This window comes from Streptomyces sp. NPDC003016, assembly GCF_053591455.1.
Map to the genome: position 1 here is coordinate 120,272 of NZ_JBSFTV010000020.1, position 23,133 is coordinate 143,404.

Annotated in this window: 19 protein-coding genes and 1 pseudogene; 14 read left to right on the plus strand and 6 right to left on the minus strand. The window is 72.3% G+C overall.

Translation table 11 applies throughout. The annotated features are described in order from the left end of the window. The first annotated feature begins 15 nt into the window (after positions 1–15). The 7 genes from ACWDZ4_RS19205 (at position 16) to ACWDZ4_RS19235 (ending at position 11,671) form a co-directional block, all read left to right on the plus strand. Entirely contained in the window at positions 16–1,593 is a 1,578-nt protein-coding gene (locus ACWDZ4_RS19205; protein WP_451509580.1) for a sodium:solute symporter, read from the plus strand. Between the two features lie 52 nt (positions 1,594–1,645). Further along, the gene (gene speB, locus ACWDZ4_RS19210) at positions 1,646–2,623 is read left to right on the plus strand and encodes an agmatinase (RefSeq protein WP_451509581.1); all 978 of its coding nucleotides are present in this window, start codon (positions 1,646–1,648) and stop codon (positions 2,621–2,623) included. Then, positions 2,620–4,302 (plus strand): thiamine pyrophosphate-binding protein, encoded by a 1,683-nt coding sequence (locus ACWDZ4_RS19215; protein ID WP_451509582.1) that lies wholly within the window; start codon positions 2,620–2,622, stop codon positions 4,300–4,302. The genes speB and ACWDZ4_RS19215 overlap by 4 nt, the downstream gene beginning before the upstream one ends. A 296-nt stretch (positions 4,303–4,598) precedes the next feature. Continuing rightward, positions 4,599–5,516: a serine hydrolase gene (locus tag ACWDZ4_RS19220; RefSeq protein ID WP_451509583.1), complete on the plus strand. Its 918-nt coding sequence runs from the start codon at positions 4,599–4,601 to the stop codon at positions 5,514–5,516. Positions 5,517–5,910: 394 nt separating this feature from the next. Beyond that, complete coding sequence (locus ACWDZ4_RS19225) at positions 5,911–9,648, plus strand: ABC transporter ATP-binding protein (protein WP_451509584.1); 3,738 nt, start codon at positions 5,911–5,913, stop codon at positions 9,646–9,648. Positions 9,649–9,807: 159 nt separating this feature from the next. After that, positions 9,808–10,170, plus strand: a complete 363-nt coding sequence (locus tag ACWDZ4_RS19230) for a hypothetical protein (RefSeq protein WP_451509585.1) — start codon at positions 9,808–9,810, stop codon at positions 10,168–10,170. Positions 10,171–10,237: 67 nt separating this feature from the next. Then, a complete protein-coding gene (locus ACWDZ4_RS19235) occupies positions 10,238–11,671 on the plus strand; it encodes a S28 family serine protease (RefSeq protein ID WP_451509586.1) in 1,434 nt (477 codons plus the stop codon). Between the two features lie 61 nt (positions 11,672–11,732). On the opposite strand, the gene ACWDZ4_RS19240 is transcribed toward ACWDZ4_RS19235, so the two are convergent. The 3 genes from ACWDZ4_RS19240 to ACWDZ4_RS19250 form a co-directional block, all read right to left on the minus strand. Further along, entirely contained in the window at positions 11,733–12,188 is a 456-nt protein-coding gene (locus tag ACWDZ4_RS19240) for a hypothetical protein (protein WP_451509587.1), read from the minus strand. Positions 12,189–12,339: 151 nt separating this feature from the next. Next, complete coding sequence (locus ACWDZ4_RS19245; RefSeq protein ID WP_451509588.1) at positions 12,340–14,172, minus strand: glycoside hydrolase family 3 protein; 1,833 nt, start codon at positions 14,170–14,172, stop codon at positions 12,340–12,342. A 410-nt stretch (positions 14,173–14,582) separates the two neighbouring features. Then, entirely contained in the window at positions 14,583–15,365 is a 783-nt protein-coding gene (locus tag ACWDZ4_RS19250) for a sugar phosphate isomerase/epimerase family protein (protein WP_451509599.1), read from the minus strand. Positions 15,366–15,650: 285 nt separating this feature from the next. On the opposite strand from ACWDZ4_RS19250, the gene ACWDZ4_RS19255 reads away from it, so the two are divergent. After that, positions 15,651–16,487, plus strand: a complete 837-nt coding sequence (locus ACWDZ4_RS19255) for an ABC transporter substrate-binding protein (protein WP_451509589.1) — start codon at positions 15,651–15,653, stop codon at positions 16,485–16,487. 380 nt (positions 16,488–16,867) lie between these two features. Here the strand turns inward: ACWDZ4_RS19255 and ACWDZ4_RS19260 are convergent, their stop codons facing one another. Further along, positions 16,868–17,995, minus strand: a complete 1,128-nt coding sequence (locus ACWDZ4_RS19260; protein ID WP_451509590.1) for a LacI family DNA-binding transcriptional regulator — start codon at positions 17,993–17,995, stop codon at positions 16,868–16,870. Between the two features lie 95 nt (positions 17,996–18,090). Here ACWDZ4_RS19260 and ACWDZ4_RS19265 point away from each other — a divergent pair, with 95 nt between their 5' ends. The 4 genes and pseudogenes from ACWDZ4_RS19265 to ACWDZ4_RS19280 all read left to right on the plus strand — a co-directional run. Continuing rightward, on the plus strand, positions 18,091–19,242 hold the full coding sequence (locus ACWDZ4_RS19265; protein WP_451509591.1) for a Gfo/Idh/MocA family protein: 1,152 nt from the start codon (positions 18,091–18,093) through the stop codon (positions 19,240–19,242). Next, complete coding sequence (locus tag ACWDZ4_RS19270) at positions 19,239–20,402, plus strand: dihydrodipicolinate synthase family protein (RefSeq protein WP_451509592.1); 1,164 nt, start codon at positions 19,239–19,241, stop codon at positions 20,400–20,402. Before ACWDZ4_RS19265 ends, ACWDZ4_RS19270 begins: the two co-directional genes overlap by 4 nt. A 5-nt stretch (positions 20,403–20,407) precedes the next feature. Further along, positions 20,408–21,238 carry a sugar phosphate isomerase/epimerase family protein gene (locus ACWDZ4_RS19275; RefSeq protein WP_451509600.1) on the plus strand — a complete coding sequence of 277 codons (831 nt, stop codon included), beginning with the start codon at positions 20,408–20,410 and terminating at the stop codon, positions 21,236–21,238. A 298-nt stretch (positions 21,239–21,536) separates the two neighbouring features. Continuing rightward, positions 21,537–21,677: pseudogene (locus ACWDZ4_RS19280) on the plus strand (helix-turn-helix domain-containing protein); the annotation flags it as partial. A gap of 44 nt (positions 21,678–21,721) precedes the next feature. Here the strand turns inward: ACWDZ4_RS19280 and ACWDZ4_RS19285 are convergent. Further along, on the minus strand, positions 21,722–21,922 hold the full coding sequence (locus tag ACWDZ4_RS19285) for a hypothetical protein (protein ID WP_451509593.1): 201 nt from the start codon (positions 21,920–21,922) through the stop codon (positions 21,722–21,724). Between the two features lie 489 nt (positions 21,923–22,411). Here ACWDZ4_RS19285 and ACWDZ4_RS19290 point away from each other — a divergent pair, with 489 nt between their 5' ends. Together ACWDZ4_RS19290 and ACWDZ4_RS19295 are read left to right on the plus strand one after the other, a co-directional pair. Beyond that, positions 22,412–22,555 (plus strand): hypothetical protein, encoded by a 144-nt coding sequence (locus tag ACWDZ4_RS19290; RefSeq protein WP_451509594.1) that lies wholly within the window; start codon positions 22,412–22,414, stop codon positions 22,553–22,555. After that, positions 22,552–22,872 (plus strand): hypothetical protein, encoded by a 321-nt coding sequence (locus tag ACWDZ4_RS19295; protein ID WP_451509595.1) that lies wholly within the window; start codon positions 22,552–22,554, stop codon positions 22,870–22,872. The genes ACWDZ4_RS19290 and ACWDZ4_RS19295 overlap by 4 nt, the downstream gene beginning before the upstream one ends. A gap of 179 nt (positions 22,873–23,051) precedes the next feature. Here the strand turns inward: ACWDZ4_RS19295 and ACWDZ4_RS19300 are convergent. Further along, the coding region (locus ACWDZ4_RS19300) for a helix-turn-helix domain-containing protein (protein WP_451509601.1) at positions 23,052–23,133 on the minus strand (82 nt) is incomplete at its 5' end.

Here is a 23,133-nt window from a genome sequence, read left to right on the forward strand (position 1 = left end):
CGCGAAGGAGGGCCCATGGCCGTCGACTACACAGTGATCGTCGTCTACTTGGCCGGTATGGTCGCCATGGGCTGGTGGGGCATGCGCCGCGCCAAGTCCAAGAGCGAGTTCCTGGTGGCGGGCCGCCGCCTCGGGCCCGCCATGTACTCCGGCACGATGGCCGCCATCGTCCTCGGCGGCGCCTCCACCATCGGCGGCGTCGGCCTCGGCTACCAGTACGGTCTCTCCGGCGCCTGGATGGTCTTCGCCATCGGCCTCGGACTCCTCGCCCTCAGCGTCTTCTTCTCCGCGCGCATCGCCCGCCTGAAGGTCTACACCGTCTCCGAGATGCTCGACCTCCGCTACGGCGGCGGCCGCGCCGGAATCATCTCGGGCGTCGTCATGTGGGCGTACACGCTCATGCTCGCCGTCACGTCGACCATCGCGTACGCCACGATCTTCGACGTCATCTTCGGCATGGACCGCGCCCTGTCGATCATCCTCGGCGGCGCCGTCGTCGTCGCGTACTCGACGCTCGGCGGCATGTGGTCGATCACGCTCACCGACATGGTGCAGTTCGTCGTCAAGACGATCGGCGTGCTGCTCCTGCTCCTGCCGATCGCGGTCGTCAAGGCCGGCGGCTTCGGCGAGATGAAGGCGCAGCTGCCCACCGAGTACTTCGACCCGCTCGGCATCGGCGGCGAGACGATCTTCACGTACGTGCTGATCTACACGTTCGGCATGCTGATCGGCCAGGACATCTGGCAGCGCGTCTTCACCGCCCGCAGCGACAAGGTCGCGCGCTACGGCGGCACGGTCGCCGGCACGTACTGCCTCGTCTACGCCCTCGCCGGCGCCGTCATCGGCACCGCGGCCAAGGTCCTCTACCCGAACCTCGCCCACGCCGACGACGCCTTCGCGACCATCGTCAAGGACGAGCTGCCCATGGGCGTGCGCGGCCTGGTCCTCGCCGCGGCGCTGGCGGCCGTGATGTCGACCTCGTCGGGCGCGCTGATCGCCTGCGCCACCGTCGCCAACAACGACATCTGGTCGCGGCTGCGCGGCGCCGTGTCGAAGGACGGGCCGGGCGGCGAAGCCCACGACGCCCACGAAGCCCACGAAGCCCACGACGCCCACGACGCCCACGAAGCCCACGAAGCCCACGAAGCCCACGAAGCCCACGAAGCCCATGACGCCCATGACGAGGTGCGCGGCAACCGCGTCTTCATCCTGATCATGGGCGTCGCGGTCGTCTGCATCGCGATCGCCCTGAACAACGTCGTCGAGGCGCTCACCGTCGCCTACAACCTGCTGGTCGGCGGCCTGCTGGTACCGATCCTCGGCGGCCTGCTGTGGAAGCGCGGCACGGTGTACGGCGCCCTGGCGGCCGTCGCCGCCGGGGGCCTCGCCGTCGTCGGCCTGATGGCCCGGTACGGAATCCTCGCCAACCAGCCCGTCTACTACGGCCTGTTGCTGTCACTCGCGGCGTACGTCGTCGTCAGCCTCGCCACCCGCCCGACCGACCCCGCCGTCCTGGCCGCCTGGCGCGAGCGGCTGGCGGGCCGGGGCGCGGAGGACGAGCCCGAGTCCGCGCCCGTCCCCCTGCCGGGCTAAAGTCGAAAATATAAACAAAGCGCAAATAAGCGTGCGAAGGAAGGCATTTCACATGAGCAGCAGCGAGCAGCAGTTCCGCGGTCCCGTCGACTCCTCCCGCATCCCGCGGTACGCGGGCCCCGCGACGTTCGCGCGGCTGCCCCGCCTCGACGAGGTCGGCGGCCGGGCCGACGTCGCCGTGGTCGGCGTGCCCTTCGACTCCGGCGTCTCCTACCGCCCCGGCGCCCGCTTCGGCGGCAACGCGATCCGCGAGGCCTCGCGCCTCCTGCGCCCGTACAACCCGGCGCAGGACGCCTCGCCGTTCGCGCTCGCGCAGGTCGCGGACGCCGGTGACATCGCCGCCAACCCGTTCAACATCAACGAGGCCGTCGACACGATCGAGGCCGCGGCCGACGACCTGCTCTCCACCGGTGCCCGCATGATGACGCTCGGCGGCGACCACACCATCGCGCTCCCGATCCTCCGCTCGGTCGCGAAGAAGCACGGCCCGGTCGCCCTGCTCCACTTCGACGCGCACCTGGACACCTGGGACACGTACTTCGGCGCCGAGTACACCCACGGCACGCCGTTCCGCCGGGCCGTCGAGGAGGGCATCCTCGACACCGAGGCGCTCTCCCACGTCGGTACGCGCGGCCCGCTGTACGGCAAGCAGGACCTGACCGACGACGAGAAGATGGGCTTCGGCATCGTCACCTCCGCCGACGTCTACCGGCGCGGCGCCGACGAGGTCGCCGACCAGCTCCGCCAGCGCATCGGCGACCGCCCCCTCTACATCTCCATCGACATCGACTGCCTCGACCCGGCCCACGCGCCCGGCACCGGCACCCCCGAGGCGGGCGGCATGACCTCCCGCGAACTGCTGGAGATCCTGCGCGGCCTGTCCTCCTGCAACCTGGTCTCGGCCGACGTGGTCGAGGTCGCGCCGGCGTACGACCACGCGGAGATCACGTCGGTGGCGGCCTCCCACACGGCGTACGAGCTGACGACGATCATGTCCCGGCAGATCGCGGCTTCCCGGACCGACAGGTGACCCACGACCACGACCTGGTGCTGCGCCCCACCGGGGCGCAGACCGAGGCCGCCCTGAACCCGCCCCCCGGGCGCAACGGCGGCGACCTCGTCGTCGAGACCCTCACCGGTCTCGGTGCGACCACCGTCTTCGGGCTGCCCGGCCAGCACGCGCTGGGCGTGTTCGACGCCCTGCGCCGGTCCTCCCTCTCGTACGTCGGCCTGCGCGTCGAGAACAACGCGGGCTTCGCCGCCGACGCGTACGGCCGGATCACGGGCGAGGCGGCCCCGCTGCTCCTGTCCACCGGCCCGGGGGCCCTCACCTCCCTCGCCGCGCTCCAGGAGGCGGCGGCGGCGTCCGCGCCCGTCCTCGCGATCAGCAGCCAGGTCCCGTCGGCCGGCATCGGCGGCGGCCGCCACGGCTACCTGCACGAACTGCGCGACCAGAAGGCGTCGTTCAGGGACATCGTGAAGTCGGTCCACACGGTCCGTACGGCGTCGCAGATCCCGTCGGCGATCGCCGAGGCGTGGGAGTCGGCCCTGACCGCCCCGCACGGCCCGGTGTGGGTCGAGATCCCCCAGGACGTCCTGCTCGCGCGGACCTCCCTCCCCGTCGTCACGGCGATGGACGCGACCCCGCGCGAACTGCCCCCGCGTCCCGAGCTGACGGCCGTCGCCGCCCACCTGCTGTCGACGGCCGCCCGCCCGGCGGTCATCGCGGGCGGCGGTGTCGTACGCTCCGACGCCTCCGGCAAGCTGCTCGCGCTCGCCGAGAAGCTGGACGCGCCGGTCGTCACGACCTTCGGCGGCAAGGGCGCGTTCCCGTGGACGCACCCGCTCTCCCTCCAGTCCTGGCTGGAGGACCGCCACACGACGGACTTCCTCGAAGACGCGGACGTCCTGCTCGTCGTCGGTTCGGGCCTGGGCGAACTGTCCTCGAACTACCACACGTTCGAGCCGCGCGGCCGGATCGTCCAGATCGACGCGGACCTCGGCAAGCTGGAGTCCAACCACCCGGCGCTCGGCATCCACGCGGACGCCCGCCTGGCGCTGTCGGCGCTCCTGGAGACGGTGGAGGGCCGTGAGGACGGGACGGCGCGCGAGCGCGTGAGCGAGGTCCTGGCGAAGGTACGGGAGCGCATCGCGTCCCAGGACCTGCCGCTGGAGCAGCGGTTGCTCGCGTCCGTGCGGGAGGCGCTGCCGGACGCGTCCCCCAGCTTCTGGGACATGACGATCCTGGCGTACTGGGCCTGGTCGGCCTTCGACCCCCGCCATCCCAACACCATGCACTCGGCGCAGGGTGCGGGCGGTCTCGGCTACGCCTTCCCGGCGGCGCTCGGCGCGGCGGCGGCGGACCCCACCCGTCCCGTCCTCGCGGTCTCCGGAGACGGCGGCGCGATGTACTCGATCGCCGAACTCGCCACCGCCCGCCAGCACGACCTCCCGGTCACCTGGCTGATCGTGGACGACGGCGGTTACGGCATCCTCCGCGAGTACATGACCGAGGCCTTCGACGAGGCCACCGGCACGGAACTGTCCCGCCCGGACTTCGTCGCCCTGGCCGAGTCCTTCGGCGTACCGGCGCGCCGCACGACCCCGGAGACCCTGGCCGAGGACCTGGCCGAGTCCTTCTCCGCCCCCGGTCCTTCGGTGCTCGTACTCCCGGCCCTGCTGCGGATGTTCGCCCCGACGCACCTCTGATCTGACGGCCCGGTCGGGCACTCGGTACCGGCCGGGCCGACGCCGAGTGCTCCTTCCCCGGGGCAGCAGGCGGGGTGTCGACCGCAGGGGCGCGGCGCGCGTCGCGCAGAGCTGCCCGCAGAGCTGGGGCTCGCTCGGCTCGGCGGTTGCCGCGCCCCCCACTTCCTTCGGAGAAGGCAGCACCACCCAGAAGAATGTCGTGAAGAACTTCCCTTCCGCGCGCGCGTCCCGTGCAACCTTTCCGCCCCTGAAGAGTCATTTCAGCCAGGAACACAAAGGGGACGGGGAGCCATACCATGACGCACCACCGCATACACCGCGGCGCGATCGCCGCAGCACTGGCACTGGGCGCGCTGGCTCCCGTCGCCGCGGCGGCGCCCGCCGCCGCTGCCACCGCGCCGACGGTGGCCTGCACCTCGGGCAGGGCCGGCCTCGCGGCCAAACTGACGAAGGACATCACCGCCGCGCTCAAGGGACGGAGGTCCACGACGGCCGTCTCGCTGTACGACCGCACCACCAGGACCACCTGCACCCTGCGCGCCACGCAGAAGTACGACTCCGCGAGCGTGGTCAAGGTGACGGTCCTCGCCGCGCTGCTGTGGGACGCCAAGAAGACCGACCGCTACCTGACGTCCCGTGAGGCCAAGCTCGCCACCGACATGATCACCACGTCGGACAACAACGCCACCAGCACGCTGTGGCGCCAGCTCGGCATGACGAAGATCAAGGGCTTCCTGGCCGCCGCCGGGATGACGCAGACCGTCCCCGGCACGGGTGGCTACTGGGGCCTGACCCGGATCACCGCCCGCGACGAGCAGAAGCTGCTCGCGCTGCTCACCGCGGAGAACACCGTCCTGAGCAACAACGCGCGCAAGTACACCCTCGGCCTGATGGGCAGGGTCATCTCCTCCCAGCGCTGGGGCACTCCGGCCGGAGCCCCGTCCTCCGCCACCATCCAGGTCAAGAACGGCTGGCTGCCCCGCTCCACGCACGGCTGGCGGGTCCACTCCGTCGGCGCGTTCACGGGCAACGGCCACGACTACGCGATCACCGTGCTCACCCACGACAACGCCACCATGAACGACGGCGTGAACACCATCCAGGCCGTGTCCCGCGCGATCCACAAGGCCCTCAACCCCACGGCCTCCGCCTCCACCCTGTACGCCCCGACGCAGACCCCGCGCGAGGTGATACCGGCGGTGCCGCAGCCCTGACCGGGGCGCCGGTCAGGCGGCGGTGGTACGTGCGCGGAACGCCACCACGGACGTATCGCCGTCGAGCTGCACGCTCAACGAGGCGTCCATCGCCCGCACCGGCCGGGCGAGCTTCCACCGGGCGCGGCTGACCCTTACGGCCCTCCTTGCCGGGTGTCGCGGACGCATACGACGAACACATCGCGCGCGGGTTCATGTGCTGTCCGGCAGGCGGTCTTCGCTCCCTCCGCGCGGACGACTTCCGCACGGCGCGACGAAACGTCCGCGAAGCCCGCCGAACGGGTGGCGGTCCTAGGACCAGAGACCGGTATTCGTAACGGCGGGATGAAATCCGCACCTCACCGCGTTGGTGACTTCCGGCAGATCAGAACGTCGGGACGACCGGGAGGCACCAGTGGAGGCGGCAGATCAAGGGTGGGCACGGCGGCTGGCGGGCTATGCCTGGAGGTACCGGCGCAATGTCGTGCTCGCACTCGGATCGTCGCTCGGCGGCATGGCCGTCATGGCGCTCGTCCCGCTGATCACCAAGGTGGTCATCGACGACGTCATCGGGGACGGCTCCAAGTCCCTCGCCGCGTGGACCGGGCTGCTGGTCGCCGCGGCCGTCGTCGTGTACGTCCTCACCTACATACGCCGCTACTACGGCGGCCGCCTCGCCCTCGACGTCCAGCACGACCTGCGCACCGAGATGTACGGGACCATCACCCGCCTCGACGGACGCCGTCAGGACGAACTCTCCACCGGCCAGGTCGTCGGCCGCGCCACCAGCGACCTCCAGCTCATCCAGAGCCTCCTCTTCATGCTCCCGATGACCATCGGGAACTTCCTGCTGTTCTTCATCTCGCTCGGGATCATGGCGTGGCTCTCGCCGGTCCTGACCCTCGTCGCCCTCGCCGTCGCCCCCGCCCTCTGGTTCATCGCCAGGCGCAGCCGCACCCGGCTCTTCCCGGCCACCTGGTACGCCCAGGGCCAGGCCGCCGCCGTCGCGGGCGTCGTCGACGGCGCGGTCTCCGGCGTACGCGTCGTCAAGGGCTTCGGCCAGGAGGAGCAGGAGACCGGCAAGCTGCGCGAGGTCGGCCGGCGGCTCTTCGCCGGGCGCATGCGGACCGTCCGGCTCAACTCCCGGTACACCCCGGCCCTCCAGGCCGTGCCCGCCCTCGGCCAGGTCGCGATGCTCGCGCTCGGCGGCTGGCTCGCGACGCGCGGACAGATCACCCTCGGTACGTTCGTGGCCTTCTCCACCTACCTGGCCCAGCTCGTCGGCCCCGTCCGCATGCTCGCCATGGTCCTCACCGTCGGCCAGCAGGCGCGGGCCGGCGTCGAGCGCGTCCTGGAGCTGATCGACACCGAGCCGTCCATCGAGGACGGGACCAAGGAACTTCCCGCCGACGCCCCCGCGACCGTCGAGTTCGACGACGTGACCTTCGGTTACACCGAAGACCGGCCCGTCCTCGACGGCTTCTCCCTCGAGATCCGCTCCGGCGAGACCGTCGCCGTCGTCGGCTCCTCCGGCAGCGGCAAGTCCACCGTCTCCCTCCTCCTCCCGCGCTTCTACGACGTGTCCCGCGGCGCCGTCCTGGTCGGCGGGCACGACGTCCGCGAGCTCACCCTCGACTCGCTGCGGGCCGCCATCGGGCTCGTACCGGAGGACAGCTTCCTGTTCTCCGACACCGTCCGCGCCAACATCGCGTACGGGCTGCCGGACGCGACCGACGAGCAGATCGAGACCGCCGCCCGCGCCGCCCAGGCGCACCACTTCATCTCCGAGCTGCCGAACGGCTACGACACGGCCGTCGGTGAACACGGCCTCACCCTCTCCGGCGGCCAGCGCCAGCGCCTCGCCCTCGCCCGCGCCATCCTCACCGACCCCCGCCTGCTCCTCCTCGACGACGCCACCTCCGCCGTGGACGCCCGCGTCGAGCACGAGATCCACGAGGCGCTGAAGACCGTCATGGCGGGGCGTACGACGCTGCTCATCGCCCACCGCCGCTCCACCCTCAACCTCGCCGACCGCATCGCCGTGCTCGACGGCGGCCGCCTCGCCGACATCGGTACGCACGAGGAGCTCCAGCGGCGCTGCGCCCTCTACCGGCGGCTGCTCACCGACCCCGACGAGCTCGGCGGCGTATCGCCCGGACACCTTCTCACCAAGGCGCCGGAGCCGGCCGACGACCGGTCCGTGCAGGCGGAGCTGGACGCCGAGTTCGACGCCGAGCGCGGCATCACACCCGACCTGTGGGTACGGGACGAGACCTCGTCCGGCGGGGACGGGGGCACCGACCACGCCCCCGGCATGCCGGCCACACCCGAGCTGCTCGCCCAGGTCGCCGCGCTGCCGCCGGCCGACGACGTACCGGACGTCGACGAGGAGCGCGCCGTCCGGCCCGAGGAGTCGTACGGCCTGCGCCGCCTCCTGCGCGGCTTCGGGCTGCCGCTGCTGGTCAGCCTCGCGCTCGTCGCCGTCGACGCCGGCATGGGGCTGCTCCTGCCGGTCCTGATCCGCCACGGCATCGACGAGGGCGTCACCCAGGTCGCGCTCGGCGCGGTCTGGGCGGCGTCCGGGCTCGCCCTGCTCTCCGTCGTCGTGCAGTGGGCCGCGCAGACCGGCGAGATGCGGATGACCGGCCGGACCGGCGAGCGCGTGCTCTACGCGCTCCGGCTCAAGATCTTCGCCCAGCTCCAGCGCCTCGGCCTCGACTACTACGAGCGCGAGCTGACCGGCCGCATCATGACCCGCATGACGACGGACGTCGACGCCCTGTCGACGTTCCTCCAGACCGGTCTCGTCACGGCCTTCGTCTCCCTCGTCACCTTCTTCGGCATCATGGTCGCGCTGCTCGTCATCGACGTGCAGCTGGCCCTGGTGGTCTTCGTGACGCTGCCGGTGCTGATCATCGGCACGTACTTCTTCCGGAAGTCGAGCGTCAAGGCGTACGAGCTGGCCCGCGACCGGGTCGGCGTGGTCAACGCCGACCTCCAGGAGTCCGTGTCCGGACTGCGCATCGTCCAGGCGTTCCGGCGCGAGCGCTCGGGCGCCGAGCGGTTCGCCGAGCGCAGCGACGGCTACCGCCAGGCGCGCGTGCGCGGCCAGTGGCTGATCTCCGTCTACTTCCCGTTCGTGCAGCTGCTGTCGTCGGTCGCCGCCGCCGCGGTGCTGATCGTCGGCGCGGGGCGGGTGGACGCGGGCACGCTGACCACGGGCGCGCTCGTCGCGTACCTCCTCTACATCGACCTGTTCTTCGCGCCCGTGCAGCAGCTCTCGCAGGTCTTCGACGGGTACCAGCAGGCCACCGTCTCCCTGAGGCGCATTCAGGAGCTCCTCCGGGAACCCACGTCGACCGCCGCCGCCGAGCGGCCGAAGGACGTCCTGTCGCTGCGCGGCGAGATCGCCTTCGAGGACGTGCGCTTCCAGTACGGGGCCGCCGACGAACCCGAAGAGGCACTCGGCGGGATCGACCTGCGCATCCCGGCCGGCCAGACCGTCGCCTTCGTCGGCGAGACCGGCGCGGGCAAGTCCACCGTCGTCAAGCTCGTCGCCCGCTTCTACGACCCGACCTCGGGGCGGGTCACCGCCGACGGCACCGACCTGCGCGACCTCGACCTGACGGCGTACCGGCACCGCCTCGGCGTCGTACCGCAGGAGGCGTACCTCTTCGCGGGCACGGTCCGCGACGCCATCGCCTACGGGCGGCGCGACGCCACCGACGCCGAGGTCGAGGCGGCGGCCCGCGCGGTCGGCGCGCACGACATGATCGCCACCCTCGAAGGCGGCTACCTCCACGAGGTCGCCGAACGCGGCCGCAACCTCTCCGCGGGCCAGCGCCAGCTCATCGCGCTCGCCCGCGCCGAACTCGTCGACCCGGACGTCCTGCTTCTCGACGAGGCGACCGCCGCCCTGGACCTCGCCACCGAGGCCCAGGTCAACCAGGCCACCGACCGGCTCACCGGCCGCCGCACCACCCTGGTCGTCGCGCACCGCCTGACGACGGCGGCGCGGGCCGACCGGGTCGTGGTCATGGACCACGGCCGGGTCGTCGAGGACGGCACGCACGACGAGCTGCTGGCCCTGGACGGGACGTACGCGCGGCTGTGGCGCACCTTCGTGGGGGAGGACGAGCCGGCGGCGGTCTGAGCGCGGCAGGACCCCGGAACCCGTACGCCCGCCTCGGATCCCCACCACGATGAGCGCAACCGAGCCCCACCCCTCGGGCGTCCGTACGCACGTGTGTGCGTACGCTCACGAGGGGGAAGAGGGCCGCGAGTGTTCGGTGGGGCGATGAGAAGACACCTGATGTACGGACTTGCCGTGGCGGTCGCGGTGGCGGGCCTGGTGCTCACGGGCCCCGGCACCGGAAGCGCCGAGGCCGCCTCGGCCTGCTCCGGCCGCAAGGTGAAGACGGTCACCTTCGCCACCGGTGAGCTGCGCGTCTACAAGAGCCGCCGCTACGCCTGCGCCGTCACCGTCGCCAAGCGCCCCGGCGCACGGCAGAGCATGTCCGTCACCATCCAGGCGCGCGGCAGCCGCACCGCCAAGGACAGCGGCCGGTTCACCCACCGCGCGGGGCCGGTGACGGTCTACGCCCTCAACCGCTGTGTGCGGGCGCACGGTTCGGTCGGCGCCAGGGGGGCGTCCACCGGCTGGATTCTCTGCTGAGGCTGGTGGTCGGGGAGTTGCCCCGCTAGGTTCGCCCCGTCGTCTGTGATTCAACAGGGGAGGGCGAATGCGCAAGGCGCGCAGCTTGCTGCTGTCGTTCGCGGTGCTCATAGGCACCGTGGGACTCGGCAGCACACCGGCCGGAGCGGTCACCACCGCGGAGCCGGAGCAACAGGACATCAAGGAGCGAATCCTCGCGATACCGGGCATGAGCCTGGTCGAGGAGAAGCCGTACACCGGCTACCGCTATTTCGTACTGAACTACACCCAGCCGGTCGACCACCGGCAGCCGTCCAAGGGCACGTTCAAGCAGCGGATCACCCTGCTGCACAAGGACACGAACCGCCCGACGGTCTTCTTCACCAGCGGATACAACGTCTCGACGACGCCGCGCCGCAGTGAGCCGACGCAGATCGTCGACGGCAACCAGGTGTCGATGGAGTACCGCTTCTTCACTCCGTCCCGGCCGTCGCCCGCCGACTGGTCCAAGCTCGACATCCAGCAGGCCGCGAGCGACCAGCACCGCATCTTCACGGAGCTGAAGAAGATCTACTCCAAGAAGTGGCTCTCCACCGGCGGTTCCAAGGGCGGCATGACCGCGACGTACTACGAGCGCTTCTACCCGCGCGACATGGACGGCGTCGTCGCGTACGTCGCTCCCAACGACGTGGTGAACAAGGAGGACGCGGCGTACGACCGCTTCTTCCGGAACGTCGGCACCAAGGAGTGCCGCGACGCGCTGAACGCCGTGCAGCGCGAGGCACTTGAGCGGCGCGGCCCGCTGAGCGCGAAGCTGAAGGAGTGGGCGGACGCCAACAACGCCACCTTCGACACCGTCGGCAGCCTGGACAAGGCGTACGAGTCGACGGTCCTCGACTTCGTGTGGGCCTTCTGGCAGTACAGCAAGGAGAGCGACTGCGCGGACGTGCCCGCCGCCGACTCCTCCGACCAGGTCGTCTACGACTACGTCGACGCCATCTCCGGCTTCGCCGCGTACAGCGACCAGAGCCTGGCGACGTACACGCCGTACTACTACCAGGCGGGCACCCAGCTGGGCGCGCCGCAGGTGAAGTACCCGCACCTCGACGGCCTCATGAAGTACGGCCCGGACTTCTTCCAGCCGCGCGCCTACGTGCCGCGCGACATCCCGATGAAGTTCGACCCGAGCGCGATGCGGGACGTGGACCGCTGGGTGCGGCACAACGCCACGCGGATGCTGTTCGTGAACGGGCAGAACGACCCGTGGGGTGCCGAGCCGTTCCGCCTCGGCAAGGGTGCGCGCGACTCCCACGTCTACACCGCGCCCGGCGCCAACCACGGCGCCAACGTCGCGGGCCTGGTCCCCGAGCAGAAGGCGGAGGCGACCGCCGCGATCCTCGAATGGGCGGGCGTGGCCCCGGCCGCCGTCCAGGCGGACCCGTCGAAGGCGAAGCCGCTGGCGCCGTACGACGCGAAGCTCGACAAGCGCGGCACGGAGCAGCGGCAGACCCTGCGCCCGTAACGCGTCCGACCGATGCGGCCGGCCCGCCCGGACCGCCGCGCCCGCCGGGTGTGACGAGGACTCACACCCGGCGGGCGCGCCCCACCGCCCTCTCCCCGCCCGGGCGGGCGTAGAGCCGGGTCGCCGGCGGGCACCGCGCCCGCCGCTGCACGGCGGCGGCCACCTCGAACTGCGGGGCCCCCTCCCCCGGCCCGTCGCACGGCGTCTCCTTCACCTGCCCCTGGCGCACGGTGCAGAGGCAGTCCCCGACCACCGTCCGCGGCCCGCCGCCCTTCCCCGGACCGCCGGGGTGCGGCTCCTCCAGGTTGCGCGTGCACGCGTACCCGCGCGGCACGGCCCCGTCGCCGATCCGCCGATCCGCCGATCCGCCGGCGCCGAGGAGGACCGTGCCGTACCCCGGGGGCACGACCGTGCCGGCCGGGCTGCCACCGGATGCGCCGACGCGGCCGCCGCCCGAAGGCCCCTGACAGGAAGTCACCGAAACCGCCACCGCGAGCAGCAGCGTGCACACCAGCACCCTGGCCCCCCTGGACCGATCCGTGCGGTGTATGCAGAACCCCCCGTACGTCCACCCGGGCGACCGCCGGGGCGGACACACGCCAGACGTGCGGGGGGCTCTGCGTCACCTGGTGGTGGTGCGCCGGTGGTCCGGCGTACCACGCACACGCCTAATACGTCAGCCCGTACCCGACCGGATACAGCACCTTCGCCGGGTCGTCCGCCCGCTGCACCGGAACGGGCAGCTTCCCTCCGGGCCCGGCATGACCCGCGATGACCCGTGCCGCCGCGCGCAGTTCGACATCGGTCCACGAGTACGCCGCGAGGCTCGCGCGCAGCCCCGTCCCGTCGAGCTGGGCGATGTCGTACGGATTGCGGATGGCGAGGGTGACGACGGGCACCCCGGTCGCCGCCAGCTCGCGGACGAGCGTGCGCTGCGGACTGGTCGCCGAGACGTTGTACGTCCCCACGACCACCACGTCCTTGCCCTTGGCCGCCGCCACCGCCTCGTCGATCTTCGCCCGGGTCGGGGTGGTCCCGGTGGACAGGGCCGTGGCGGTGAAGCCGAGTGCGGTCAGGGCCCCGGCGACGACGGTGGTGGGCGGCCCGGTGGTACCGGAGGGCGACGCGGGGTCGGCCCCGACCACCAGCACGTTCTTGTGCGTACGGCGGCTGAGCGGCAGCAGCCGGCCCTCGTTGGCGAGCAGGGTGGTCGTCTTCTCGGCGATCCTGTCCGCCGCGGCGAGGTGGGCGCGCACGCCCACGGTCCGGTCCACGTCCTTGGGCGAGGCGTAAGGATTCCGGAACAGCCCCAGCCTGTCCTTGAGGAGCAGGATCCGCAGGATCGATTCCTCGATCCGCGCCATGCTGATCTCCCCGTCCCGCACGGCCTTGAGGACGGCGTTCCAGGCGGTGGGCAGGTCCGGCGGGTTCAGCAGCTGGTCGCACCCGGCGAGGAGCGCGAGGACGGGCACCCGGTCGTCGCCGTACTTCTGGCGTACGCCCGCCATGGCGAGGGAGTCGGTCACCACGACCCCGTCGTACCCCAGCCGCTCGCGCAGGACCCCGGTCAGGATCGGCTTGGAGAGCGTCGCCGGGTCCTCGGCCGGATCGAGGGCCGGTACGACGATGTGGGCGGTCATGATCGAGTCGATGCCGGCGGCGATGGCGGCGCGGAACGGCGGGGCGTCCAGCTCCTCCCACTGCTCGGCGGTGTGACGGATCGTCGGGAGGGCGTAGTGGCTGTCGTCCTTGGTGTCGCCGTGCCCGGGGAAGTGCTTGGAGGTCGCGGCGATCCCGGCGCCCTGATACCCCTTGACCTGCGCGGTGACCATCCCGGCGACAGCTTGCGGATCGGATCCGAAGGACCGTACGCCGATGACGGGGTTGGCGGGGTTGACGTTGACGTCCGCGACGGGCGCGTAGTTCTGCACGATGCCCATGGCGGCCAGCTCGGCCCCCGCGATCTGCGCCGCCTTCCGCGCGTCGGCGCGCGACCCGCCGGCCCCGAGCGCCATCGCACCCGGCACGAGGGTCGCGGGCCTGCCGACCCGGGCGACGATGCCGTGCTCCTGGTCGGTGGAGATGAGGAGGGGGACGGGCGTGTCCTGGGCGAGCCCGGCCCGCTGGATCCCGTTCGACAGTTCGGCGATCTGACGAGGCTCACGGGTGTTGTGCGCCCAGGTGAAGTAGATGATGCCGCCGACGTGGTACTTCGCGACGAGTTCGGCGGCGGTCCTGACCCCCGTCTCCTTCAGGTTGAGGTCGATGTCGGCCTGGTCGGGCTCGGTCGCGGAGTGCCCGTACACCCGCATCACGAAGAGCTGGCCGACCTTCTCCTCCAGGCTCATCCGGGAGACGAGGCGCTTGAGGCGGTCCCGGGTGGATCTCCTCGCGGACTCCCCACCTGCGGCTATGGCCGGCGTGGTGGTGACGGCGGTCGCGGCCACCGCGGCGGCGGTCGCGGTGAGCAGGGTGCGTCTGGAGGTGCGGTGGTGGTGCACGTGAGCTCCTTACGGCCGTACTCGACAACGGAGTTGAAGGAAACTTCCAAGGAGTCACGGATATCCGGAAACTAACTGCCAGGTCAAGGGTGCGGCAGCACAAAGGGGCCCGTGTCGCGGACGGGGCACGGCGAAGGGGCCGAACGGGGAAGGCGGGGAGCCGCCACTGGCGCATGCGGAGGGGGCGCACCAGTGGCGGCCGTGCTGCCGGCCGCAGGCGGCTGGAGAGGGGGAGCCGGCGCGTGCCGACACCGCTCTGCGGAGACTCACCGGCAGTACGCCGATGGGACGGACGCGGCTCGCCGCGGGTTCCCTCCGCTCCCGGAGATCCCGCGGAAAAGGCACGGAAGGGACGGCCGGGGCACCCGAAACCCCTCAGCGCCCCTCACGCCCACCGGTCAGGCCACCGGTCAGGCCGACAGGCCCCGCAGGTACGCCCGCCCGTCCGCCAGCAGCCCCGGCAGGTCCGCCGCCGCCGGGTACCAGCGCTTCTCGTACTCCCAGCACACCCACCCGTCGTCGTCGAGCAGCGCGACGCACTCGCCCAGCGGCAGCACGCCCGCCCCCAGTGCCAACGGGGTCGTGTCGTCGGCCGACGCGATGTCCTTGACCTGGGTGTATCCGAGGTGCGGGGCCAGTACGGCGTGGGCAGCCGCCGGGGTCTCGCCGCCCAGCCAGGTGTGCATCACGTCCCACAGCGCACCCACGTTCTTGTGCCCGACCGGCCCCAGGACGCGTGCGGCCGCCGCACCCGTCCTGTGCGAGTCGTGCGTCTCCAGCAGAATCCGCACGCCCAGGTCGGCCGCCGTCTCGGCCGCCAGGCCCAGCCGCCGGGCCGCCGTCGCGTCCGCCTCCTCCTGGCTCTGCCCGTCGCCGCCGCCGGGGAAGACGCGGACGTACGGCGCGCCCAGGTCGCGCGCGAGGGCCAGCAGGGCGCGGAGCTCCTCGTAGACGGGCTCGTCCTCGCCGGGGGCCGCCACCCGGGCGTACCCCGCCACCGCCAGGATCTCGACACCCGCGCGTTCGAACCGCTCGACGACGTCCCTCCGTTCTTGCGCACCGATGCCCGGATGGACCGGCTCCTCGGGGTGCGCGCGCAGTTCCACGCCGTCGTAACCGGTCTCGGCCGCCAGCCGTACGACCTCGCTCATCGGCATGCCCGGCACCCCGAGGGTGGAGAAGGCGTACTTCACTGTGGTGTTCCTTCCTATGGGGAACCGCCGGTCCTGGTCCACCGGGCCCGCTCCGTACGAGCGGTGCGGCTTCTCGGCGACGAGCGTGAACCCGGCGCGCCGGTGGACCTGCCGGGCGGCTGCCAGCACATCATTCGTCCCCACCACGACTTCCCGGTAGTCCACCCCGTAAGCGGAACCGGCCACCGCACGGACCAGCGGGTCACCCGGGCCGACGCTCACCACCGGGCCCGCTGGGCGGCGTGCGGAAGCTTCCGGCGGCTTCCGGCGGGGCAGGACTGGCCCATGACAGAAGCAGCAGCGATATGGCAGTTCGGCGACGACCGCGGACAGGTGTCGTCGGCCCCTCGGTGGCCCACCAAGGTCGTGGCCTACCTCCAGGCGGGCGCGACCCTCTGGGACCACGGCCTCCTTCCCCTGGGCGTCTTCGGCTCCCACCACGACGGTCCCGCCCCCGACCGCGCCAAGTCCGGCCGGCTCCCGCTCGGTGAGGTCACCTATTTCGGCGGGGGCGGCTCGCTCGACCCCGACCGCGTCCTCTCCTCCGGGGCCGACCTCGTCGTGGCCGTCAGCTACGGGGGCGGCCAGGTCTACGGAATCGATCCGGACGCGGCCAAGCACCTGGAAGCCCAGGTGCCGGTCGTGGTCCTCGACGTCGGGCAGGAGCGTTCGCTCGACGAGATCCGGGGACGCTTCGCCGCACTCGCGGCCTCACTCGGCGGCGCGGAGCCCCCGATCGCCCTGGACGCGGCGCGCGAACGGCTGCGTACCGCCGCGACGGGCGACGCACCCCGCGTCCTGGCCCTCTCCCCGGCCGGCGACCGGGTCCACCTCGCCCGGCCCCACTCCTGGCCCGACCTGCGCGCCCTCACCGGACTGGGCGTACGGCTGATGGAGCCGCCCGCCGGGAGCGGTGCGAACTGGTCCACCGTCGGCTGGCCCGAAACCGCGTCGCTCGCCCCGCAGATCGTCCTGGCGGACACCCGCGCCCACGCGACCCCCCTCGACGCGGCCCGCCTGGGCAACGCGCGCGTGATCCCCTGGAACCCGGAACTCCCGGCCAGCCACGCGGCGCACGCACGCTTCTTCACCCAGGTGGCGGACGCACTGACCGCACACTGACCACCGGGCCCAACCCGCGGGCTGCCCACCGGACGGGGACGCTCCTGGCCTGCCACCCACCGGCGTGAGGGGGGCGGGACGCGCAGGGGTTCACACCGCAACCCGCACCGGCGTGAGGGGACGGGACGCGCAGGAGGTGGTGTCCGGGACGTGCTGTGCCTGTCCGGGGGCAACCTCCGGGCCCCCGGCCGGAGCCCTCGGGGCGCGCGGTGCCCGCAGGTTGCCTGCCGGCGTGAGGGGACGGGACGCGCAGGAGGTGGTGTCCGGGACGTGCTGTGCCTGTCCGGGGGCAACCTCCGGGCCCCCGGCCGGAGCCTCCGGGGCGCGGGTGCCCGCAGGTTGCCCGCCCGCGCCCCCGCCCGCGCCCGCGCACCCAGAACTCAGCCCCGCGAAGCCCCCGCACGTCCCACGCGCCCCGTGGACCCCCGCACCATCAGCTCCGCCGCCACCGAAGCGACACCCCCCGGCGGCGCCGCCTCCCGCCCCGTGGCCAGCCGCCCCGCCCGCGCCCCCGCCTCGTACAGCGGCAGCCGCACGGTCGTCAGCGCCGGCACCGTGTCCACCGAGAACGGGAGGTCGTCGAAGCCCGCCACCGACACGTCGTCCGGGATACGCAGCCCCCAGTCGCGCAGCGCCGCGCACGCCCCCAGCGCCACCGTGTCGTTCGCGGCGACCACGGCCGTCAGCCCCGGCTCCCGCCGCAGGAGCTCCAGCGTCGCGTCGTACCCGGACTGCCGGTCGTACGGCCCGTGCACCGTCAGCTCATCCTCGCCCGCACCCCCCTCGACAACGCCGGCCGCGGCCATCGCCTCCCGGTGCCCCTCCAGCCGGTGCCGCGTGGTCGTGCGTTCCACCGGCCCGGCGACGTACCCGATCCTCCGGTGCCCCAGTGCCAGCAGGTGTTCGGTGAGCCGCCGCGCCCCGCCCCGGTTGTCGAACGTGAGCGCGGCCACCACCGCGTCACCGTCCCCGTCACCGTCCCCCAGCAACGACGGCGGCAACGGCGGCCGCCCGCACAGCACCACCCGCGTCCCCCCGTCCGCGAGCTTCGCGAGCTTCGCCGCGACCGCCGCCGAGTGCCCGGGGTCCTCGATCGCGCCCCCGGTCAGAATCACCGCTGCCGCCCGCTGGCGCTGCAACAGCGTCAGGTACGTGAGCTCCCGCTCCGGCGATCCCCCCGTGTTGCAGACGATCGCGAGCTTCTCGCTCCCCGCCCGCCCCGCACCGGAGCCGGCCCCCTCCGCCCCGCCGATCTGCGACTGGGCCGCCCCGGCCATGATCCCGAAGAACGGATCGGCGATGTCGTTCACCAGGATCCCCACGAGATCCGACGTCGCCGCGGCAAGCGCACTGGCGGGCCCGTTCAGTACGTAATCAAGATCGTCGACCGCGCGCAGCACCCGTTCCCTCGTGGTGGCGGCGACCGGGTAGTTGCCGTTGAGCACACGGGAGACGGTGGCCGGCGACACCTGGGCGCGGGCCGCCACGTCCGCCAAGGTCACTGTCATCTGGTCGTCCTCCGGGTCTTGTACGGGCAGCTGTCCGCAGGCTAGCTTCATAGCGCATAGAAAGCGCTTGCTATAGCCGTACGGAGGGAACTTTCGTGACACGCAGGACAGTGCGCATCGCCATGAACGGCGTCACGGGCCGGATGGGGTACCGCCAGCACCTCGTCCGCTCGATCCTCGCCATCCGCGAGCAGGGCGGCCTGGACCTCGGCGACGGCACGGCCTTGTGGCCCGAGCCCGTCTTGGTGGGCCGCCGCGAACACGCGCTCGAGGAGATGGCCGAACGCCACGGCCTCACCGAGTGGTCCACGGACCTCGACGCCGTCCTCGCCGACGAGACGGTCGACATCTACTTCGACGCGCAGGTCACCTCGGCCCGCGAGGAGGCCATCAGAAAGGCGATCGCCGCCGGCAAGCACGTCTACACGGAGAAGCCCACAGCCACCGGCCTCGACGCCGCCCTCGCCCTGGCCCGCCTCGCCCAGGGCGCCGGCATCAAGCACGGCGTCGTACAGGACAAGATCTTCCTCCCGGGCCTGCTCAAGCTGAAGCGCCTGATCGACGGCGGTTTCTTCGGCGAGATCCTCTCCGTCCGGGGGGAGTTCGGCTACTGGGTCTTCGAGGGCGACTGGCAGGACGCCCAGCGCCCCTCCTGGAACTACCGCGCGGAGGACGGCGGCGGCATCGTCGTCGACATGTTCCCGCACTGGGAGTACGTACTGCACGAGCTGTTCGGCCGGGTCACGACCGTCCAGGCGCACGTCACGACGCACATCCCGCAGCGCTGGGACGAGCAGGGCAAGCCGTACACCGCCACCGCCGACGACGCGGCGTACGGCATCTTCCAGCTGGAGGGCGGCGCGGTGGCCCAGATCAACTCCTCCTGGGCGGTCCGCGTCAACCGCGACGAACTCGTCGAGTTCCAGGTGGACGGAACACACGGTTCCGCCGTCGCCGGCCTGCGCAACTGCCGCGCGCAGCACCGCGGCGCGACCCCCAAGCCGGTCTGGAACCCGGACCTCCCGGTCACGCACTCCTTCCGCGACCAGTGGCAGGAAGTGCCCGACAACGACACGTACGACAACGGCTTCAAGGCCCAGTGGGAGCTGTTCCTGCGCCACGTCGCGCTCGGCGAGCCGTACACCTGGGACCTGCTCGCCGGCGCGCGCGGCGTCCAGCTGGCGGAGCTCGGCCTCAAGGCGTCCGCCGAGGGCCGCCGCCACGACGTCCCGGAGCTGTCGTTGTGACGATCAACCTCCCGCACGGCGCGCACGGGCACCGCACGTACGAACCCCGCACCGAACCCCTCACGCTCCCGCCCCACGGCGCCCCCCTCACCTCCCGCACGGTCTACTCGGCGGCGCACGTGGTCGCCGACCCGTACGCCGACGTGTCACCCGACGCGCCCGCCGCCGCCGTCGACTGGGACACCACCCTCGCCTTCCGCCGCCACCTGTGGTCGCACGGCCTGGGCGTGGCGGAAGCCATGGACACGGCGCAGCGCGGCATGGGCCTCGACTGGGCGGGAGCCCGCGAACTCATCGTCCGCTCGGCCGCCGAGGCGAAGGCCGTCGGCGGCGCGATCGCGTGCGGCGTCGGCACCGACCAACTGCCGCCCGGTGGGGCCGCCCTCCCGGACGTCACGGCCGCGTACGAGGAACAGCTCGCCCTCGTCGAATCGACCGGTGCCCGCGCCATCCTCATGGCGTCCCGCGCACTGGCGGCGGCAGCCCGGGGCCCCGAGGACTACCTGGCGACGTACGGCCACCTCCTGCGCCAGGCGGCCGAGCCGGTGATCCTGCACTGGCTGGGCCCGATGTTCGACCCGGCGCTCGACGGCTACTGGGGCAGTACGGACCTGGACGCCGCCACGGACACCTTCCTGGAGGTCATCGCCGCGCACCCCGACAAGGTCGACGGCGTCAAGATCTCGCTCCTGGACGCCCAGCGCGAGATCGACCTGCGCCGCCGCCTGCCGGACGGCGTGCGCTGCTACACGGGCGACGACTTCAACTACCCCGAACTGATCGCGGGCGACGACCACGGTTTCAGCCATGCCCTCCTCGGCATCTTCGACCCGCTGGGCCCGCTGGCGGCGGAAGCGGTCCGTACGCTCGACACGGGCGACGCGAAGAAGTTCCGTGAACTCCTCGACCCCACCGTCGAGCTGTCCCGCCACCTCTTCGAGCCCCCGACCCGCTTCTACAAGACCGGCGTGGTCTTCCTCGCCTGGCTGGCGGGCCACCAGTCGCACTTCACCATGGTCGGCGGCCTCCACTCGGCCCGCTCGCTGCCCCATTTCTCCCGGGCGTACGAACTGGCCGACGGCCTGGGCCTGTTCCCGGACCCGCACCTCGCCGAGGACCGTATGAAGACCTTCCTCACCCTGCACGGAGTAGACCAGTGAGTCCAGTGAGTGACCTCTCCCGGCTCTCCCTCAACCAGGAGACCATCAAGCAGTGGTCGCTGCCCGAGCTGGCCGAGGGCTGCGCGAAGGCGGGCGTCCCCGGCGTGGGCCTGTGGCGCGCACCGGTCCAGGAGTACGGCGTCGAGCGCGCCGCCCGCCTGATGCGGGACGCGGGGCTGACCGTCACCAGCCTGTGCCGGGGCGGCTTCCTCACGGGCGCCGGCGACGCCGACCGCGCCTCGGCCCTGGCCGACAACCGCCGGGCCATCGACGAGGCCGCCGCTCTCGGCACCGCCACCCTGGTCCTGGTCTCCGGCGGCCTCCCGCCCGGCAGCCGTGACCTGCACGCCGCCCGTGAGCGCATCGCGGACGCGCTGGCCGGACTCGCGCCGTACGCCGCCGAACGGGGCGTACGCCTGGCCATCGAGCCGCTGCACCCGATGTTCGCCTCGGACCGCTGCGTGGTCTCGACCCTGGACCAGGCGCTCGACCTCGCGGAACGCTTCCCGGCGGACCAGGTGGGCGTGGTCGTCGACACGTACCACCTGTGGTGGGACGACCGCGTCGCGGACGGCATCGCCCGCGCGGGCGAGCGCATCGCCGCGTTCCAGCTGGCGGACTGGATCACTCCGCTGCCCGCCGGCGTCCTGCTGGGCCGGGGGCAGCTGGGCGACGGCGCGGTCGACTTCCGCCGCTTCCACGCCCTGGTGGACGCGGCCGGCTACACGGGGCCGATCGAGGTGGAGATCTTCAACGAGACCCTCTGGTCCCGGGACGGCACGGAAGTCCTGGCAGAGGTGGCCGACCGCTACGTCACGCACGTCCTTCCCTCGTGACCGAAAGGCTGCGGACGCGATCACTTCGCGGTCGCCTCGTGCCGTAATCAAATTTCTTCGGTCCGCCGTGCAACCCTTCCGCCACCTTGCGGGTCGTACGTGGCATCAGGGCTTCCGGGGAGGGATCCGGGGGGATTCGGGAAGACCTGTACGGAGGGGGATCTGAGGGGCCCGGTCGACGGACCGGGCCTCCTTGGTTTTCCGCCTCGACGAGCGCGCCCCGATGGGCGGTTGCCCAACGGGTGATTCCGGGAGACTCCCACGCTCGTGACCCGCCTCCGGGCGTACGCTCGATTTCATGGGTGCCAATGTCGGGGACCGCCTCCGTGAAGTCCGCAGGCGCCGGGGGTTGTCACAGCGCGAGCTCGCGAAGGAATCGGGAGTCTCGCTGTCCCTGATCCGCAAGCTGGAGCAGGGGGAGCGGGAGGACACGCGGCTGGAGACCGTGCGGCGGCTGGCGGCGGCGCTGCGGGTGCCGACCACTCAACTCGTGGTCGCTTCCTGTGACGAGGGTGATGGTGATGTCGTCGAGGCGAACGACCAGTGGAAGTCCTTGCGCCGGGCGCTCCTGACCTCATCAGCGGTCGACACCGTGGACGAGCCACCGACCGCCGCCGGGGTGCGCCGGGCACTGGGCGCCGCGATGCCGTTGTTCTCGGGTGACCGTTTCGTGGAGCTGAGCACGATCCTTCCTTCGCTGGTGCGGGATGCCGACGCCCTGGTGCGGAGTGATCCCGAGGGGCGCGTCGTCCGTGCGCAGATTCTGCAGCTCACCGGTTGGCTACTGACACAGATGCGCCAGTTCGGTGCGGCAGAAGTAGCGCTGGAGCGGTCGATGGACGAGTCGCCCGACCGGCTCCACGGCGCGGCAACGGCCGGCATCATGTGCTGGCTCCTGCTTCGGCGTGGCCGACTGGCCGAAGCGCGTGACCTGGCGGCCCGGTGGGCCGACGAAGTGGAGCCCCGGATCTCCCGCGCCACGCCTGCCGAGCTGAGTGCGTGGGGGTGGCTGCTGCTGCGGCTTCCGTTCCCCGGCAGAGGCGGCATCGGCCGGCGGGCTCGCGTGCGTACGCGTGCGCGTATCCGTTCTCGTACCCCTACTCCTGCGACTACGTCGGAGGGCCGGCCGCCCACCGCACCGGTGAGCGCCCTCCGCACGAGGAGACCGGCCCGTTGGTCCGCCCGTACCTCGAAGTGCACGAGCGGCAACTGGCCGAAGTGCGGCGGCAACGGACGCGGCGGCGCGCGTTGTGGCTCGCCGTGCACGGGGTGGAGGTCGGACCCCGGTTCGTCCACGGGGTGGAGGTCGACGCGTGAACGGCGAGCAGTGCGAGTGGCACAGGCTCCGGCTGCTGCCCTGGACGGGGACCCAGGGCAAGCCGTGTTACGTCCTGGGTGACGGCACCGGCCGTGTGTCACGGGTCGCGGACGGCATCGAGAGCATCCAGCTCGGCATGGCGGACGACCTTCTGGGCCACGCGGCCGACCTGCTCGCGGACCGCCGGGTGACCAGCGGCGAGCTGCACTTCCTCGCCAGCCGGCTGAGCGAGTCCCTGCGGGACGTCAAGCGGGTCGCGGAGAGCCGGGGAGAGCGGCTGGGCGCGGCGGGGGCCGCCCCGGACAACGAGAAGTGACGAACCGTCAGTCCTCCTGACCGGTCCCGTGCTGTCGCCGCCCCTGAACAAGCACTTCCAGGGAACGTGCGACAGCGCGGGGCTTCCGCGCCGCACCGGCCCCGCCCACCGGCCCCGCCCACCGGCCCCGCCCACCGGCCCCGCCCACCGGCCCCGCCCACCGGCGCCGACGGCCGGCGTCACCCGTCCGCGGCTCCGTCCCCGGCCTCCCAGCGCAGCAGGTCTCCCGGCTGGCATTCGAGCGCCTCGCAGAGCGCGGCG